This window comes from Variovorax sp. V35 (assembly GCF_041154465.1).
Taxonomy (GTDB): Bacteria; Pseudomonadota; Gammaproteobacteria; order Burkholderiales; family Burkholderiaceae_C; genus Variovorax; species Variovorax boronicumulans.
This window is the reverse complement of record NZ_AP028666.1, coordinates 689,458-704,373: the sequence shown is the minus strand read 5'-3', so window position 1 is coordinate 704,373 and position 14,916 is coordinate 689,458. Positions and strand designations below refer to the sequence as shown.

At 69.1% G+C, this 14,916-nt stretch carries 15 protein-coding genes; 7 read left to right on the top strand and 8 right to left on the bottom strand.

What is annotated here, in order from left to right; translation table 11 throughout:
- Nucleotides 1–12: 12 nt before the first annotated feature.
- The 5 genes from trpD to trpE all read right to left on the bottom strand — a co-directional run bounded on the left by trpD (nt 13) and on the right by trpE (nt 4,770).
- Entirely contained in the window at nt 13–1,035 is a 1,023-nt protein-coding gene (gene trpD / locus ACAM42_RS03175; protein WP_095950914.1) for an anthranilate phosphoribosyltransferase, read from the bottom strand.
- A 197-nt stretch (nt 1,036–1,232) separates the two neighbouring features.
- Nucleotides 1,233–2,291 carry a low-specificity L-threonine aldolase gene (ltaE, locus tag ACAM42_RS03170; protein ID WP_369631090.1) on the bottom strand — a complete coding sequence of 353 codons (1,059 nt, stop codon included), beginning with the start codon at nt 2,289–2,291 and terminating at the stop codon, nt 1,233–1,235.
- 6 nt (nt 2,292–2,297) lie between these two features.
- Nucleotides 2,298–2,882 (bottom strand): aminodeoxychorismate/anthranilate synthase component II, encoded by a 585-nt coding sequence (locus ACAM42_RS03165; protein WP_369631089.1) that lies wholly within the window; start codon nt 2,880–2,882, stop codon nt 2,298–2,300.
- Nucleotides 2,879–3,271 (bottom strand): GxxExxY protein, encoded by a 393-nt coding sequence (locus ACAM42_RS03160; protein ID WP_369631088.1) that lies wholly within the window; start codon nt 3,269–3,271, stop codon nt 2,879–2,881. The genes ACAM42_RS03165 and ACAM42_RS03160 overlap by 4 nt, the downstream gene beginning before the upstream one ends.
- Nucleotides 3,268–4,770: an anthranilate synthase component I gene (gene trpE / locus ACAM42_RS03155; protein WP_369631087.1), complete on the bottom strand. Its 1,503-nt coding sequence runs from the start codon at nt 4,768–4,770 to the stop codon at nt 3,268–3,270. The genes ACAM42_RS03160 and trpE overlap by 4 nt, the downstream gene beginning before the upstream one ends.
- Nucleotides 4,771–5,104: 334 nt before the next feature.
- On the opposite strand from trpE, the gene ACAM42_RS03150 reads away from it, so the two are divergent.
- On the top strand, nt 5,105–5,710 hold the full coding sequence (locus ACAM42_RS03150) for a chalcone isomerase family protein (protein WP_095743420.1): 606 nt from the start codon (nt 5,105–5,107) through the stop codon (nt 5,708–5,710).
- A 16-nt stretch (nt 5,711–5,726) separates the two neighbouring features.
- Here ACAM42_RS03150 and ACAM42_RS03145 read toward each other — a convergent pair whose 3' ends face one another.
- The gene (locus ACAM42_RS03145) at nt 5,727–6,404 is read right to left on the bottom strand and encodes a phosphoglycolate phosphatase (RefSeq protein ID WP_369631086.1); all 678 of its coding nucleotides are present in this window, start codon (nt 6,402–6,404) and stop codon (nt 5,727–5,729) included.
- A gap of 79 nt (nt 6,405–6,483) precedes the next feature.
- Between ACAM42_RS03145 and ACAM42_RS03140 the strand changes: the two genes are divergently transcribed.
- On the top strand, nt 6,484–7,716 hold the full coding sequence (locus tag ACAM42_RS03140) for an NUDIX domain-containing protein (RefSeq protein WP_369631085.1): 1,233 nt from the start codon (nt 6,484–6,486) through the stop codon (nt 7,714–7,716).
- Nucleotides 7,717–7,725: 9 nt separating this feature from the next.
- Here ACAM42_RS03140 and ACAM42_RS03135 read toward each other — a convergent pair whose 3' ends face one another.
- Nucleotides 7,726–8,427 carry a response regulator transcription factor gene (locus ACAM42_RS03135; protein ID WP_095743417.1) on the bottom strand — a complete coding sequence of 234 codons (702 nt, stop codon included), beginning with the start codon at nt 8,425–8,427 and terminating at the stop codon, nt 7,726–7,728.
- Nucleotides 8,428–8,680: 253 nt separating this feature from the next.
- On the opposite strand from ACAM42_RS03135, the gene ACAM42_RS03130 reads away from it, so the two are divergent.
- Together ACAM42_RS03130 and ACAM42_RS03125 are read left to right on the top strand one after the other, a co-directional pair.
- Nucleotides 8,681–10,006 (top strand): DotU family type IV/VI secretion system protein, encoded by a 1,326-nt coding sequence (locus ACAM42_RS03130; protein WP_369631084.1) that lies wholly within the window; start codon nt 8,681–8,683, stop codon nt 10,004–10,006.
- A gap of 17 nt (nt 10,007–10,023) precedes the next feature.
- Nucleotides 10,024–11,139 (top strand): type VI secretion system protein, encoded by a 1,116-nt coding sequence (locus ACAM42_RS03125; RefSeq protein WP_139701552.1) that lies wholly within the window; start codon nt 10,024–10,026, stop codon nt 11,137–11,139.
- A 19-nt stretch (nt 11,140–11,158) separates the two neighbouring features.
- Here the strand turns inward: ACAM42_RS03125 and tssJ are convergent, their stop codons facing one another.
- The gene (tssJ, locus tag ACAM42_RS03120; protein ID WP_369631083.1) at nt 11,159–11,551 is read right to left on the bottom strand and encodes a type VI secretion system lipoprotein TssJ; all 393 of its coding nucleotides are present in this window, start codon (nt 11,549–11,551) and stop codon (nt 11,159–11,161) included.
- A gap of 197 nt (nt 11,552–11,748) precedes the next feature.
- Between tssJ and tssA the strand changes: the two genes are divergently transcribed.
- The 3 genes from tssA to tssC are packed head-to-tail and all read left to right on the top strand — an operon-like array spanning nt 11,749 to nt 14,888.
- Nucleotides 11,749–12,780, top strand: coding sequence for a type VI secretion system protein TssA (gene tssA / locus ACAM42_RS03115; protein ID WP_369631082.1), 1,032 nt, complete (start codon nt 11,749–11,751; stop codon nt 12,778–12,780).
- A gap of 49 nt (nt 12,781–12,829) precedes the next feature.
- The gene (tssB, locus tag ACAM42_RS03110; RefSeq protein WP_062482197.1) at nt 12,830–13,342 is read left to right on the top strand and encodes a type VI secretion system contractile sheath small subunit; all 513 of its coding nucleotides are present in this window, start codon (nt 12,830–12,832) and stop codon (nt 13,340–13,342) included.
- 52 nt (nt 13,343–13,394) lie between these two features.
- Complete coding sequence (gene tssC / locus ACAM42_RS03105) at nt 13,395–14,888, top strand: type VI secretion system contractile sheath large subunit (protein WP_062482199.1); 1,494 nt, start codon at nt 13,395–13,397, stop codon at nt 14,886–14,888.
- The last annotated feature ends 28 nt before the right edge of the window (nt 14,889–14,916 follow it).

The following is a 14,916-nucleotide window of genomic DNA, read 5'->3' as shown; positions in this document are numbered from 1 at the left end:
ACGGCCTGATTCTCAGAAGGAGGTGGAGGCCTTGACCAGCTCGTCGAGCTTGGCCCTGGCCGCACCCGACGCGATGGCCTGGCGCGAGCGCTCCACGCCCGCCGGCACCGAGTCGACCACGTTGGCCGCGTACAGCGCCGCGCCCGCGTTGAGGAGCACGATGTCCAGCGCCGGGCCGGCCTGGTTGTCCAGCACGCCGATCAGCATGGCCTTCGATTGCTCGGGCGTCTCGACGCGCAGCGAACGGTTGCTCGCCATCTGGAAGCCGAAGTCTTCGGGGTGCAGCTCGTACTCGCGTATCTCGCCGTCCTTGAGCTCGCCGATCATGGTGGCCGCGCCCAGCGAGATCTCGTCCATGCCGTCGCGGCCGTAGACCACCACCGCATGCTCGGCACCGAGGCGCTGCAGCGCGCGCACCTGGATGCCCACGAGGTCGGGGTGGAACACGCCCATCAGGATGTTCGGCGCGCCGGCCGGGTTGGTCAGCGGGCCGAGGATGTTGAAGATCGTCTTGATGCCGAGTTCCTTGCGCACCGGCGCGACGTTCTTCATCGCGGGATGGTGGTTCGGCGCGAACATGAAGCCGATGCCGACCTGCGCGATGCACTGCGCGATCTGCTCGGGCTTGAGGTTGATGTTGACGCCCAGCGACTCCAGCACGTCGGCACTGCCCGACTTGCTCGACACGCTGCGACCGCCATGCTTGCTCACCTTGGCGCCGGCCGCGGCCGCCACGAACATCGAGCAGGTCGAAATGTTGAAGGTGTGCGAGCCGTCGCCACCGGTGCCCACGATGTCCACGAGGTTCGTGGTGTCGGCCACGGGCACCTTGGTCGACACCTCGCGCATCACCTGCGCGGCGGCGGTGATCTCGCCGATGGTTTCCTTCTTCACGCGCAGGCCGGTGATCAGCGCGGCCATCATCACGGGCGAACACTCGCCGCTCATGATGAGCCGCACGATGTGCAGCATCTCGTCGTGGAAGACTTCGCGGTGTTCGATGGTGCGCTGCAGCGCTTCCTGGGGGGTGATCATGAAGGGTCTCCTCGGTGTGTGCGTGTAGCCAGGCTTCAGAAGGTGTGAATGAATCCGGCGTGGCCGAGCAGCCCGCCCAGACACGCCCCCTCAAGGCGCAAAGCGCAGCCATAGCTCGAGCTATGGCGAGCATTTGCAACGCAGAGGGGGCGTGTCTGGGCGGGATGAGCGGACATGGCGGGTTCGTTCACACCTTCTCAAGCCTTGAAGAAGCCGCGGATCGCCGCGACGGCGCGGTCGACGCCCGCGGCGTCGACATCCAGGTGCGTCACGAAGCGCAGGCGGTACAGCCCGGTCGCGAGGATGCCCTGTTGGTTGAGGCTGGCGAGCAGCTCCGCAGAGCGCGCCTGCGCTGCCCCCGTGAGATCGACGAACACGATGTTCGTGTGCGGCGCCTCGACCTTCAGGCCTTCAATGCCCTTGAGCCCCTGTGCGAGGCGCTGCGCCAGCGCATGGTCATCGGCCAGGCGGTCGATGTGGTGGTCGAGCGCATGCGAGGCCGCCGCCGCCAGCAGGCCGGCCTGCCGCATGCCGCCGCCCGCCATCTTGCGGATGCGGTGGGCGCGCGCAATGAACTCGCGCGAGCCGACCAGCGTCGAGCCGATCGGTGCGCCCAGGCCCTTGCTGAAGCACACCGACACGCTGTCGAAGCACTGCGCGATGCGGCGGGCTTCGGCGCGGATGTCGGTTCGCTTGTTCAGCGCAGCCTGTGCGGTGGCGGCATTGAAAAGCCGCGCGCCATCCAGGTGCCGCTGCAGCCCCTTGCTTTTCGCCAGGTCGGTCGCGGCCTGCACGTACTCGAAGGGCAGCAGCTTGCCGCCCAGCGTGTTCTCCAGCGCCAGCAGCTTCGTGCGCGCAAAGTGCGCGTCATCGGGCTTGACGGCCGCCTCGATCTGCGCGAGCGGCAGCGTGCCGTCGGGCGCGTGGTCCAGCGGCTGCGGCTGCACGCTGCCGAACACCGCGGCGCCGCCGCCTTCCCAGCGGTAGGCGTGCGCCTGCTGGCCGACGATGTACTCGTCGCCGCGGCCGCAGTGCGACAGGATCGCGCACAGGTTGCTCTGCGTGCCGGTGGGCACGAACAGCGCCGCCTCGAAGCCCAGCAGCGCGGCGATCTTCTCCTGCAGCGCATTGACGCTCGGGTCGGTGCCGAAGACGTCGTCGCCCAGCGGCGCAGCCGCCATGGCCTCGCGCATCGCGGGCGTGGGCTGCGTGACGGTGTCGCTGCGCAGGTCGACGATGGGAGTGCGTTCGGTCATGGTGGGTCAGTCCAGAAAGTTCTTGAGCATGGCGTGGCCGTGCTCGGTGAGGATCGATTCAGGATGGAACTGCACGCCTTCGATGCGCACGTCGTGCGCAAAGCCGGTGTGCCGCACGCCCATGATCTCCCCGTCGTCGGTCCACGCGGTGACAGCCAGTTCTTTCGGGCAGCTCTCGCGCTCGATCGAAAGCGAGTGGTACCGGTTGACGATGAACTTCTGCGGCAGCCCCGCGAACACGCCCTCTTGCGTGGTCGTGATCTCGCTGGTCTTGCCGTGCATGAGCTGCTGCGCGCGCACGATCTTGCCGCCGAAGGCCGCGCCGATGGCCTGGTGGCCCAGGCACACGCCAAGAATCGGCAGCTTGCCCGCGAATTCCTTGATTGCCGCCACCGAAACGCCCGCCTCTGCCGGCGAACACGGACCCGGCGACACCACCAGCCGCGTCACGCCCGAGGCGATCAGCGCGCCGATCTGCTCGACGGTGATCTCGTCGTTGCGGTGCACCTGCACGTCCGCTCCCAGCTCGCCGAAGTACTGGACGATGTTGTAGGTGAACGAATCGTAGTTGTCGATCATCAGCAGTTTCATGGCTTGCTCACAATCCGGTGCACGCCCTTGACGACGGGGAACACGTTGAAGTTGATGAGGAGGCCCAGCTTGAGGCCCGACAAGCGCAGTGCGGCGAGCACCTGCGCGCGGTGCAGGTCGGTCAGCACGTCGACGGCGCGCAGTTCGACGATGACCGACTGCTCGATCACGAAGCCCGCGCGGTACACCTCGCCGAGCGACCGGCCCTTGTAGCTGGCCGACAGCGCCACGTCGCGCGTGAAGCCGATCTCGCGCTCGGCGAGTTCGATGGCCAGCGCTGCGGCATAGGCCCCTTCGTCGAGCCCCGTGCCGAGCACGCGCTGCACCTCGACGGCGGCGCCGATGATCTCGTGCGAGAAGTCGTTCTGGATGTCGGGTACGTTGCTCATTCCAGGCCTTCCTCGACCAGTTCGGCGGCACGCAGGAGTGCGCGCGCCTTGGCTTCTGTTTCCTTCCACTCCAGCTCGGGCACCGAGTCGGCCACCACGCCGGCCGCGGCCTGCACGTGCAGCATCTGGTCCTTCACGATGCCGGTGCGGATCGCGATGGCCACGTCCATGTCGCCCGCGTAGCTGATGTAGCCGCAGGCGCCGCCGTACAGGCCGCGCTTGGTGGGCTCGAGCTGGTCGATGAGTTCCATCGCGTGCACCTTGGGCGCGCCGGTCAGCGTGCCGGCGGGGAACGTGGCCTTGAGCACGTCGATGGCGGTCATGCCGTCCTTCAGCGTGCCTTCGACGTTGCTCACGATGTGCATCACGTGGCTGTAGCGCTCCACCGCGAAGGCCTCGGTCACCTTCACGGTGCCGGTCTTGGCGATGCGGCCGATGTCGTTGCGCGCCAGGTCGATCAGCATCACGTGCTCGGCGCGCTCCTTCGGGTCGTTGATGAGCTCCACCTCGGCCGCCTTGTCGAGCTCGATCGACGCGCCGCGCGGACGCGTGCCGGCCAGCGGGCGGATGGTGATCTTCTGCTCGCCGTCGCCCGTGTTCTCCTGGCGCACCAGGATCTCGGGCGAGGCGCCCACCACGTGGAAGTCGCCCAGGTTGTAGTAGTACATGTAGGGCGACGGGTTCAGCGAACGCAGCGCGCGGTACAGCGACAGCGGCGACTCGGTGTAGCGCTTGCTGATGCGCTGGCCCACCTGCACCTGCATGAAGTCGCCGGCGGCGATCATCTCCTTGGCGCGCTCCACGGCCGCAAGGTAGTCGGCCTTGGCGAAGCTGCGCTCGGGCGGGTGCGCCTGCGTGGGCTTCACGACGGGCGCGCTCACCGAGTACTTGAGCTTGTCCTTCAGCTCGCGCAGGCGGCGCTTGCCCACGGCGTAGGCCTCGGGCTGCTTCGGATCGGCATAGACGATGAGGTAGAGCTTGCCCGACAGGTTGTCGATGACCGCGAGTTCTTCGCACTGCAGCAGCAGGATGTCGGGGCAGCCCAGCGCGTCGGGCGGGCAGCTCTTTTCGAGCTTGCGCTCGATGTGGCGCACGGTGTCGTAGCCGAAGTAGCCGGCCAGGCCGCCACAGAAGCGCGGCAGGCCGGGCCGCAGCGCGACCTTGAAGCGCTTCTGGTAGTCGGCCACGAAGTCCAGCGGATTGCCCTTGGCGGCCTCGACGACCTGGCCGTCGGTCACGACTTCGGTGACGGCCTCGTCGCCGAAGCCGCTGGCGCGCAGCAAGGTGCGCGCCGGCAGGCCGATGAAGCTGTAGCGCCCGAAGCGCTCGCCGCCCACCACCGATTCGAGCAGGAAGCTGTGCTTGCCGCCGCCCTGCGAATGGGCGAGCTTGAGGTACAGGGAAAGCGGGGTTTCGAGGTCGGCAAAGGCCTCGGCCATCAGCGGGATGCGGTTGTAGCCCTGGGCGCTGAGGCTCTTGAATTCAAGTTCGGTGATCACGGATCGTTCTCCAGTTGCCTGCCGACGCTCCTTTGGCCGGTGGCAAGGTCATTCACGAGAGTGGCCCGGTGCCGGCATGCGTGCCGGCTCGGAACCGCGGGCGCACGGCGTGCGCCGCGCAATCAAACAGTCAGCGATGTATGGCGACGCCAGGGCCAGGCTCCCCGGCTGCCTTCACCTGTTTGAATGATGTGATGAACGAACATGGAGCGCCGAGTTTAGCCCACGAAAACCAGGCCTTGTGCAACCGCAGGCTTCAGGGTTCCCCCGGAGCCTGCGGGATAAAACGAAAAGATACATTCGCACGACCGTTCGCAAATTCAAGGAGACTCACTTGCTCGCACCCCTGCTCCCGGCCGTGTTCTCCCGCCTCGCGGCGCTCGCTGTCCTGTCGGCCGCGCTCTGCGGCAGTGCCTTCGCGGCGCAGGTCGAGGTGGCGGGCGTCAAGCTCGACGACCAGATGGACCTGCGCGGCGCCCCGCTGGTGCTCAACGGCGCGGGCATCCGCTACAAGACCATCATCAAGGTCTACACGGCCGGCCTGTACCTGGGCAAGAAGGCCTCGACCACCGAAGAGGCGCTGGCCGTGCCGGGCCCCAAGCGCGTGGCGATCACGATGCTGCGCGACATCGACGCCAACGAGCTCGGCAAGCTCTTCGTGAAGGGCGTGGAAGACAACTCGCCCAAGAGCGAAATGGTCAATCTGATCCCCGGGCTGCTGCGCATGGGCCAGATGTTCGCGGACCAGAAGCAGCTCAAGGCCGGCGACACCTTCACCATCGACTGGGTGCCCGGCACGGGCACGCTGATCACGGTGCGCGGCGTGCCGCAGCCCGACCCGGTGAAGGAAGTGGCGTTCTTCAATGCGCTGATGCGCATCTGGCTCGGCCCGAACCCGGCCGACTGGAAGCTGAAGGACGCGCTGCTCGGAAAGCAGTAAGTAGCCGGGCGGCCCGTCAGGCCGCCGCGAGGTCGGCCAGCGATTCCACGAACCCGTCCGCATCCACGCCGCGCACCGGCTCGCCGTGGTTGTAGCCGTAGGTCACGAGCACCACGGGGCAGCCGGCGGCGCGCGCGGCACGCGCGTCGTTGCTCGAATCGCCCACCATCAGCGTGCGCGCAGGCACCGTGCCCAGCGCCTCGCAGGTCTTCAGCAGCGGCAGCGGATCCGGCTTCTTGCGCTCGAAGGCGTCGCCGCCGAACACCTGCTCGAAGAAGCCGTCGAGCCCCTTCGCGGCCAGCAGCGGCTTGGCGAAGGAGGTCGGCTTGTTCGTGAGGCAGGCCAGCCGCAGCCCGCGCGCGCGCAGCGCCTTCAGGCCCTCGACCACGCCGGGGTAGGCGGCCGAGTACCGGCCGTTGATCTCGAGGTAGTGGTGCTGGTAGCGCTCCCACGCGCGATCGAACAGCGCCGCCGGGGCCGGCGCGCCCACGTGCGCCAGCGCCGACAGGATCAGGTGCTCCGACCCCTTGCCCACCATCCGCTCGATGGCGGTGGGCGCCACCGGCGGCAGCTCGAGGTCGCGCAGCATGCGGTTCAGGGCCTCGGCAAAGTCGCCGAGCGTGTCGACCATGGTGCCGTCGAGGTCGACGATGGCGGCGTCGAAGCGGGAGAGATCGGTGCGAAGAGTGTCCAAGACAGGCGGCTCCCAGGGAGCGAAGTGGGTGGTGGATGCGCGAGGCACGCATTGTCCCCCGGCCGCAAAATAGGCGCCCATGACCCCCACGACGCCCCCGCCCTCCGCCCCTCGCCCCATCCGCACCGCCGCCACGCTCGTCGTCCTGCGCGACGGCCCCGAAGGCCTCGAAGTGCTGATGCTGCGGCGGGCAGAAAAGGCCAACGACCAGAACAGCGGCGCCAGCGTCTTCCCGGGTGGCATGGTCGATGCGCACGACCGCCTGCTGCACCCGCTGTGCGCGGGCCTGGACGACGCCGCCGCGAGCGCGCGGCTGGGCCTGCCCGAAGGCGGGCTCGACTTCCACGCAGCGGCGATCCGCGAATGCTTCGAAGAGGCCGGGCTGTTGCTCGCGAACGATGCGCAGGGCCGGCCGGTCGAGCTGCTCGCGCTCACGTCGGGCGAGCTCGACGCCATGCGCGCCGCCGCCGAACGCAGCACCGACGCCCTGCTCGCCCTGTGCGCCGAGCGCGGCTGGTGCCTCGCCGTCGACCGCATCGCGTACTTCAGCCACTGGCTGACCCCGCCCGGCATGCCGCGCCGCTTCGACACGCGCTTCTTCGCGGCCGCGATGCCCGCCGGGCAGGACGTGCGCCCCGACGGCCGCGAAACCGTCGAACACCTGTGGCTCAAGCCCGCCGACGCGGTCAGCCCCGAACGCGGCCTCAAGTTGCTGAACGTGACGCGGCGCGTGCTCGAGCACCTGGCCACCTTCGCCCGCGTCGACGACTTCATGGCCCATGCGCGCGCGCTGCGCCGCATCCCGCTGACCATGCCGCGCCTGGCCGACGGTCCCAAGGGCCGACGCCCGGTGAACATGGAAGAGCCCGCCTACGACGAGATCGGGCACCTCGATCCCGACGGCCAGGGCGGCGGCCGCTATGCGCTCGAAGCGGGCCTGGTCACACCGCTGTCCGCGCGCGTGGTGCGCGTCGTGCACGACAGCGGCCTCAACAGTTTCGTAATCGGCGGCACCGAAGGCTGGGCGCTGATCAGCCGCGTGCCCGGCGATGCGGCGCACGAAGCCGCGCTGCGGGCGGCGGCGCCCGGACCGGTGCGATGGGTGTTGTCGGCGGACGCTGCGCCGCAGGCCCTGGACCTCGGCGGCGCCACGCTCCAGGTGCTGGGGGCACAGCGCTTCCTGCTGGCCGAGGAGCGCATGCTGTTCACGGAGGACGCGACGACCACCGCCGTCGAGACGGATTACCGCGTCGAATGGATCGTGCCCGCGCGCGGCTTCATGCGCCGCCCGGCGTCGGCGCTCGCCGACTGAGCCTCGTCTTCAGGCCTGCTGCGCTTCCGTCAGCGCCTGCGCCGCCACCACCGCTTCGGTGCGGTTGCGCACGTTGAGTGCCCGGAAGATGGCTGCCAGGTGGATCTTCACCGTGCCTTCGCTGATGCCAAGGCTGCGCCCGATCAGCTTGTTCGGCTTGCCTTGCGACAGCAGTTGCAGCACCTCGACCTGCCGCTCGGTGAGCACGCTGCGCAGGTGTTCGAGGGTCTGGGTGCCACCACCGCCGTTGCCGCCGCGCGCAAAGGGTTCGCCCGCCGCGGCCGACGAGGGCGACACGCCGGCCACGATGCCCGGCGGCAGCGCCGTGAGCATCATCGGCGGCACGTACACGCCGCCCGCCAGCACCAGGCGCACCGCCGACAGCATGACGTCGGGCGAGTAGGCCTTGGGAATGAAGCCGAGCACGCCGCGTTCGAGCGCGCTGCGCATGATGGACGGGTCTTCGTAGCCCGACAGCACGATCACGGGCACGGCCGGGTGTCGTCGCCGGATCTCGTCGATGTGGGCCTGCCCGTCCGCGCCGGGCATGTTGAGGTCGATCAGGGCCAGGTCGAGATCGTCGGTCGCGCCGGCAAGCAGTTCGTCGACGCTCAGCGCCAGGACGAACTCGATGCCAGCTCCCAGCTCCGACAACTTGGCTTTGACCGCCTCGATGACGAGCCGGTGGTCGTCGGCGATCAGAATTTTCATGGCATACCCCAGTGTCCCAACGTCAATGTGCATTGGATTCTTCTGCGACTGCGAAGATAACGGCGATTGCCCCGTCCAGCAAGGCCGCCGCGCCCTACCAACGGCATAGACCCCAAGCGGTATGGCGGCCCCGTGGGCCCATTGAAAAAATGAACGCCCACTCCAACGACCGGGGACATGGGCATGTGCGATCGCTGCAGACGCCGGTGCAAGGCATGCTTCGCAATGCACGCTTGAGAAGCGGGCATCCCTCATGGCCCGCCTGCTCGACTGCTTCTCGCCCTTCATTGCCTTCGGTCTCGGCCTGGACGCGTCGATCGCGGCCGGCCGCCCCACCCTCACCCACGGCGACGCCCAGCGCGAGGCCCTGCGCCTGCTGGACATCGCACGCGCCGACGCCGACGTGGCGGGCGCCACCGCCACGCAGATCGAATCGGCCGCCTTTGCCATGGTCGCGTGGCTCGACGAGATCCTGGCGCGCCACCCCGACGCCGTGGACGGCGCCGCGCCGCTGCAGGTGCAGCTGTTCAACTCCAACAACGCGCACAGCGAGTTCTTTCACCACCTCTCGGCGCTCGGCGCGCAGGACCACGCGGTGCGCGAGGTCTACTGGCACGCGCTGGCGCACGGCTTCAAGGGCCAGTACTACTTCGAGTCGGGCGACGAGGGCGAGCTCGGCAAGCTGAAGGACCTGCACGGCCGGCAGCTGCAACCGCCGCCGCTCGAACTCGGCAGCCTCGCGCAGGACCACATCACGCCCCAGCCCTACGGCGTACCCGACCCGCGCGGCCCGGCCGACATGCGCCGGCGCGACCGCACCGTGCTGCGCACCGGCACCGCGCTGGCCGTGCTCGTGCCCGCGCTCTTCCTTTTGTGGCACTGGCTGGCGGGGCCGCCGGCCGCCGGCACGGCGCTCACGCAGCGCATCGACCGGCAGCTCGCCAGCTACGCCTGCGCCGACCTCGAGGCCTCGATCGACCCCGACGGCCGCCCGCGCGTGACCGGCTTCGTCTCGCAGCGCGACGACCTGCTCAAGGTGGCGGAGGACGTCGCGGCCATTCCCGGCGTGCGCGCGCCGCAGTTCGACATCGGGCTGCGCGTGTGGCCGCACTGCGAGGTGTTCGCCATCCTCAAGCCCTCGCAGGCGCGCAACCGCCAGAAGAACCACGGGCTGAGCGTGAGCGCGCCGTCCGCGCGCGACGGCCGGCTGCGCGAGGGCGACGCGGTGCGCGTGCAGGTGGTGGCGCCGCGCCACGAGAGCTACATCTGGGTCGACTACTACACCGCCGATGGCTCCGTGATGCACCTGAACACCGGGCCGGCCCCGACGCGGCTGCGCGCGGGCGAGTCGCTGGAACTCGGGTCCGACATCCCCTCGAGCTGGCTCGTGAGCCCGCCCTTCGGCAACGTGCTGATCACCGTGCTGTCGGCGCCGATGCCGTTCAGCGAAACCTCCGACCGCCCGCCGTACGAGATGGCCTCGGCCTACCTGCTGCGCCTGCGCGAGGCGCTGGCGGCCAGCAGGAACAGCGAACGGCTGATCGCCGACTTCATCTCCCTCGAAACCGTGGCGCGCTGACCTCGCCCTTCCCCACCATGTTCGACACGCTGTCACCCGTGCACCTCTTCTGGCCGCTGCTCGCGGTCTGCCTCGCTGGCCTGGCGCTGCTGTACGCCGCCGTGCGCGACGCAGGCCGCGGCGCGCGGCGACGCGGCCTGCTGCGGCGCGTCGACGCCCTCGGTGCGCCCGCCGACCACGCCGCCGTCGACGCGCTGAAGGAGGCCATGGCCCAGGCGCGCACCTCGCTGCGGCAGGCGCCGCGCACGCGCGCGACGGCGCCGTGGTTCCTCTTCATCGGCGGCCCGGCCACCGGGCTGCCGGGGCTGCTCTCGGCCGCCCGCGCCGAATGCGTGGCGCCGCCCGCGAACGAGGCACCCGGCACCCCCTGGTGGCGCTGGTGGACCACCGGCGCGCTGACGGCCATCGAGCTGCATCCCGACGCCATCGGCGACCAGGCCGGCACGGCGCCCGCACGCGGGCTCTGGCTGCAGTCGCTGCTGGCGCTTGCCGAGCGGCGCGAACGCCTGCCGCTGCACGGCGTGGTGGTGTGCGTGGCGGCCGGCGACCTGCTGTACGGCGATCCGGCGCTGCGCAAGCGCGCCACCGCGAACATGCGCCGCCTGCTCGACGAGGCCAGCGACACGCTGCGCCTGCAGCTGCCGGTCTACCTCGTCGTGACGGGCCTCGAGGGCCTGAAGGGTTACGCCACGCTGCGCGCCGCGCTGCCGCCCGAGGTGCTCGCGCAGGCGCTCGGCCACCGCGTGGAGCACCCGTTCGCGGCGCACGCGGCGCGCGCCGCCGACCGGCTCGATGCGCTGTTCGATCCGCTCGTGGCGCAGCTGCACGGCCTGCGCATGGCCCTGCTGCGCGAGCAGCCGGGTCCCGCGGGGCGGCTCGCGCTGCATGGCTTCGTGGAAAGCGTGCGCACCTTGCAGCCGGCCTTGCGGCAGGTGGCGCAGGGGCTGTTCGAGGGGCACGGCAAAGGGGTGCGCGCGCCGCGCTGGCGCGGGCTGTACCTCACGGCGACGGCGTCGGAGAACGGCACGGGCGCCGCGTTCGTGAGCGACCTGTTCGGCCGCTTCCTGCCGGCGGACCAGCCGCTGGTGCGGCCGGGACGCTTCGCGCCCACGGTGCCGGCGGAACTGCGCTGAGGCCGCCGTGCAGCTGGCGTTACTTGGCGGCAGCGTCGACGCGGATCTGGCGCGCGCCGAAGGTCACGTTGAGCACCTGCGCCTGGCCCGGCACGACCGCACGCACCTCGCGCCAGCGCGCGCGGTCGAGGTCGCGGAACGCGGCCATCACGCCGATGGCCTTGGCATCGGCCGGCAGGGTGAGGTCGAGCTTTTTGCTCTCGCCGGGGCGCAGCAGCATTTCTTCGCGCTGCACCAGTTCGGCGCCGAGCGTGGCCTGGTCTTTCTCGAACAGCGAGAAGAAGTCGGCGCCTTCGAAGGGCCCCGGCGTCTTGAGCGCATAGACGCGCACCGTGAGCGGCGAGGCGCGCCCCCGCGCATCGGGGTTGGCATCGGCGCCGGCCGTGAGCGTGATCGACACCGGCGTGACCATCGGTTTGCTCGCGCAGCCCGCCATCAGAAGACCCGCTGCAGCAAGGCCAAGGGCTGCGATACGGCGTCGCGATGCGACAGCAAGGAGGCCCTCATAGGACGAATGGTGTGTACCCAGCGTGCGCATGCTATTCCCTTCGTTGCATTGACCGGTCCTGACGCATCTTTGATTATCACCAGCGAACTCGAACAGGCAACATGCTGACTCCCCAACTCGTCGACGCACTGCTCACGCCCATCGGCGAGGCCTCGCCTTGCGGGGACGACCTGGAGTACGACGCGGACTTCATGGCCCTCACGACGGCGGCGCAAGGCAAGGCCGAACAGCAGTTCGGCGACACCGTGATCCCCGCCGTCGAACCCGACTGGCGCGACGTGGCCGAACGCGCCGATGCGCAGCTGCGCCGCAGCAAGGACGTGCGCGCCGCCGTGCTGCTGCTGCGCGCCGCGACGCGCCTGCAGGGCGTGGCCGGCTTCACGGCGGGCCTGCAATTGCTCACCTCGCTGCTCGACACCTTCTGGGACGGCATACATCCAAAGCTGGATGCGGACGACGACAACGACCCCACCATGCGCCTGAACGCGCTCGCGCCGCTGAGCGACGACAGCATGGTGCCGCGCGACCTGTACGACGCCGCGGTGGGCAACGCGCCGGGCGTGGGCCCGATCCGCGTGCGCGACATCGCCATTGCGCACGGCGTGCTCAACGCCGTCGGCGGCGAAGCTTCGTATTCGCCCGCGCAGGTGCATGGAGGGCTCGAGGCCCTGCACGCGGCGCACCCCGAACAGCTGCAGGCCGCCATCGGCCTGCCTGCACAGCTCGACCGCCTGCAGAAGCTGCTGGGCGAGCGCACCGGACGCACCGATGCGGTGGACCTGGGCACGCTGCGCACCGTGTCGCGCGCGGTCGCCAAGGCCTGCACGGCGGCCGCCGGCGCGCCGGAAGCATCTGCCGACGAGGGTGCAACCGCCGACAGCGACGCCCCCTCCGGCAACGCAGCCCGTCCGGCCGCGCCGCGCGGCGAGATCCAGAACCGCCAGGACGCGGTGCAGATGCTCGACCGCGTCATCCGCTACCTCGAACAGGCCGAGCCCGGCAACCCCGCGCCGCTCCTGATCGAACGCGCCAAGAAGCTCATCGGCGTGAGCTTCCTGGACATCATGGCCAACCTCGCGCCCAACGCGATGGACACCATCGAGACCGTGACGGGCAAACGCCAGTCCGAATGACCGCCGCCGTTTCCACCCGTCCCCTTTCATTCCCGCAAGGAGCATCGCCATGGCCAAGAGCAGTCAGAAATTCATCGCACGCAACCGCGCGCCCCGGGTCCAGATCGAATACGACGTGGAGCTCTACGGCGCCGAGAAAAAGATCCAGCTGCCCTTCGTGATGGGCGTGCTGGCCGACCTGTCGGGCAAGCCCGCCGACCCGCTCGCGCCCGTGGTCGACCGCAAGTTCCTCGAGTTCGACGTCGACAACTTCGACGCCCGCATGAAGGCCATGAAGCCGCGCGCCGCCTTCGCGGTGGAGAACTCGCTCACCGGCGAGGGCGACCTCAAGGTCGAGCTCACCTTCGACAGCATGGACGACTTCTCGCCCGCCGCCGTGGCCCGCAAGGTGGGCGCGCTGAACAAGCTGCTCGAAGCGCGCACGCAGCTGTCGAACCTCGTGACCTACATGGACGGCAAGGGCGGCGCCGAAGACCTGCTGGCCAAGGTGCTCGAAGACCCCGCCCTGCTGCAGACGCTGGCCGCCAGCAAGAAGCCCGGGGACGGCGAAGCCGCCGCCTGAGACCGCCCCCGATTCCTGACAGACACACACCGGTACACGAGGAGAAACCATCATGGCCGACGCACTCGAGCAGAGCGCACTGAAAGACGTTGCGTACGCGGGAAGCGACTTTTCGTCGCTGCTGCAGAAAGAATTCAAGCCGCGCAGCGACGAAGCCAAGAGCGCCGTCGAAGCCGCCGTGCTCACGCTGGCGCAGCAGGCGCTGAGCAACAGCACCGTCATCGGCAAGGACGTGACCAAGTCGATCCAGGCCATGATCGCCGCGATCGACGCCAAGCTCACCGACCAGGTGAACAAGATCATCCACCACCCCGACTACCAGAAGCTTGAGAGTGCGTGGCGCGGCCTGCACTACATGGTGAACAACACCGAGACCGACGAGAACCTGAAGATCCGGGTGATGGACATCTCCAAGCAGGAGCTGGCCAAGAACCTCAAGAAGTTCAAGGGCGCGGCCTGGGACCAGAGCCCGATGTTCAAGAAGATCTACGAGGAAGAGTACGGCCAGTTCGGCGGCGAGCCCTTCGGCGCGCTGGTGGGCGACTACCACTTCGACCAGAGCCCGCCCGACGTCGAGATGCTCGGCGAGATGGCCAAGATCGCCGCCTCGGCGCACGCGCCCTTCATCACCGGCGCGAGCCCCAACCTCATGCAGATGGAGTCGTGGCAGGAGCTGGCCAACCCGCGCGACCTGACCAAGATCTTCTCCACGCCCGAGTACGCCGGCTGGCGCTCGCTGCGCGAGTCGGACGACTCCAAGTACCTGGGCATGTGCATGCCGCGCTTTCTGGCGCGCACGCCCTACGGCGCCAACACCAACCCGGTGGAAGAGTTCGACTTCGAGGAAGACACCGCCGGCGCCGACCACAGCAAGTACGCCTGGGCCAACGCCGCGTATGCGATGGCGACCAACATCAACCGCTCGTACAAGCTGTACGGCTGGGGTTCGCGCATCCGCGGCATCGAGTCGGGCGGCGCGGTGGAAAACCTGCCGCTGCACACCTTCCCCAGCGACGACGGCGGCGTGGACCAGAAGTGCCCCACCGAGATCGCCATCAGCGACCGGCGCGAGGCCGAGCTCTCGAAGGCCGGCCTGCTGTCGATGATCCACCGCAAGAACTCCGACTTCGCGGCCTTCATCGGCGCCCAGTCGCTGAACAAGCCGGCCGAGTACGACGACCCCGACGCCACGGCCAACGCCAACCTGGCGGCGCGCCTGCCTTACCTCTTTGCCTGCAACCGCTTTGCGCACTACCTGAAGTGCATCGTGCGCGACAAGGTCGGCAGCTTCAAGGAGCGCGAGGACATGCAGCGCTGGCTCAACAAATGGATCATGAACTACGTGGACGGCGACCCCGCCAACTCGTCGGAAACCACCAAGGCCCAGAAGCCGCTGGCCGCCGCCGAGGTGATCGTGGAGGAAGTCGAGGGCAATCCGGGCTACTACACGTCCAAGTTCTTCCTGCGCCCGCACTACCAGCTCGAAGGCCTCACGGTCTCGCTGCGGCTGGTGTCCAAGCTGCCGACGGCCAAGGGGGCCGGTTGAAAAAAATCTGCGGATTCTTCTTGAATTC

Coding starts and splice junctions, on each gene's coding strand:
- ACAM42_RS03125 (WP_139701552.1), top strand. CDS start 10,024: ATGTTCGACACGCTGTCACCCGTGCACCTCTTCTGGCCGCTGCTCGCG.
- ACAM42_RS03140 (WP_369631085.1), top strand. CDS start 6,484: ATGACCCCCACGACGCCCCCGCCCTCCGCCCCTCGCCCCATCCGCACC.
- tssB (WP_062482197.1), top strand. CDS start 12,830: ATGGCCAAGAGCAGTCAGAAATTCATCGCACGCAACCGCGCGCCCCGG.
- ltaE (WP_369631090.1), bottom strand. CDS start 2,291: ATGACCGAACGCACTCCCATCGTCGACCTGCGCAGCGACACCGTCACG.
- ACAM42_RS03165 (WP_369631089.1), bottom strand. CDS start 2,882: ATGAAACTGCTGATGATCGACAACTACGATTCGTTCACCTACAACATC.
- ACAM42_RS03135 (WP_095743417.1), bottom strand. CDS start 8,427: ATGAAAATTCTGATCGCCGACGACCACCGGCTCGTCATCGAGGCGGTC.
- tssC (WP_062482199.1), top strand. CDS start 13,395: ATGGCCGACGCACTCGAGCAGAGCGCACTGAAAGACGTTGCGTACGCG.
- ACAM42_RS03130 (WP_369631084.1), top strand. CDS start 8,681: ATGGCCCGCCTGCTCGACTGCTTCTCGCCCTTCATTGCCTTCGGTCTC.
- trpD (WP_095950914.1), bottom strand. CDS start 1,035: ATGATCACCCCCCAGGAAGCGCTGCAGCGCACCATCGAACACCGCGAA.
- tssA (WP_369631082.1), top strand. CDS start 11,749: ATGCTGACTCCCCAACTCGTCGACGCACTGCTCACGCCCATCGGCGAG.
- tssJ (WP_369631083.1), bottom strand. CDS start 11,551: ATGGTCACGCCGGTGTCGATCACGCTCACGGCCGGCGCCGATGCCAAC.
- ACAM42_RS03160 (WP_369631088.1), bottom strand. CDS start 3,271: ATGAGCAACGTACCCGACATCCAGAACGACTTCTCGCACGAGATCATC.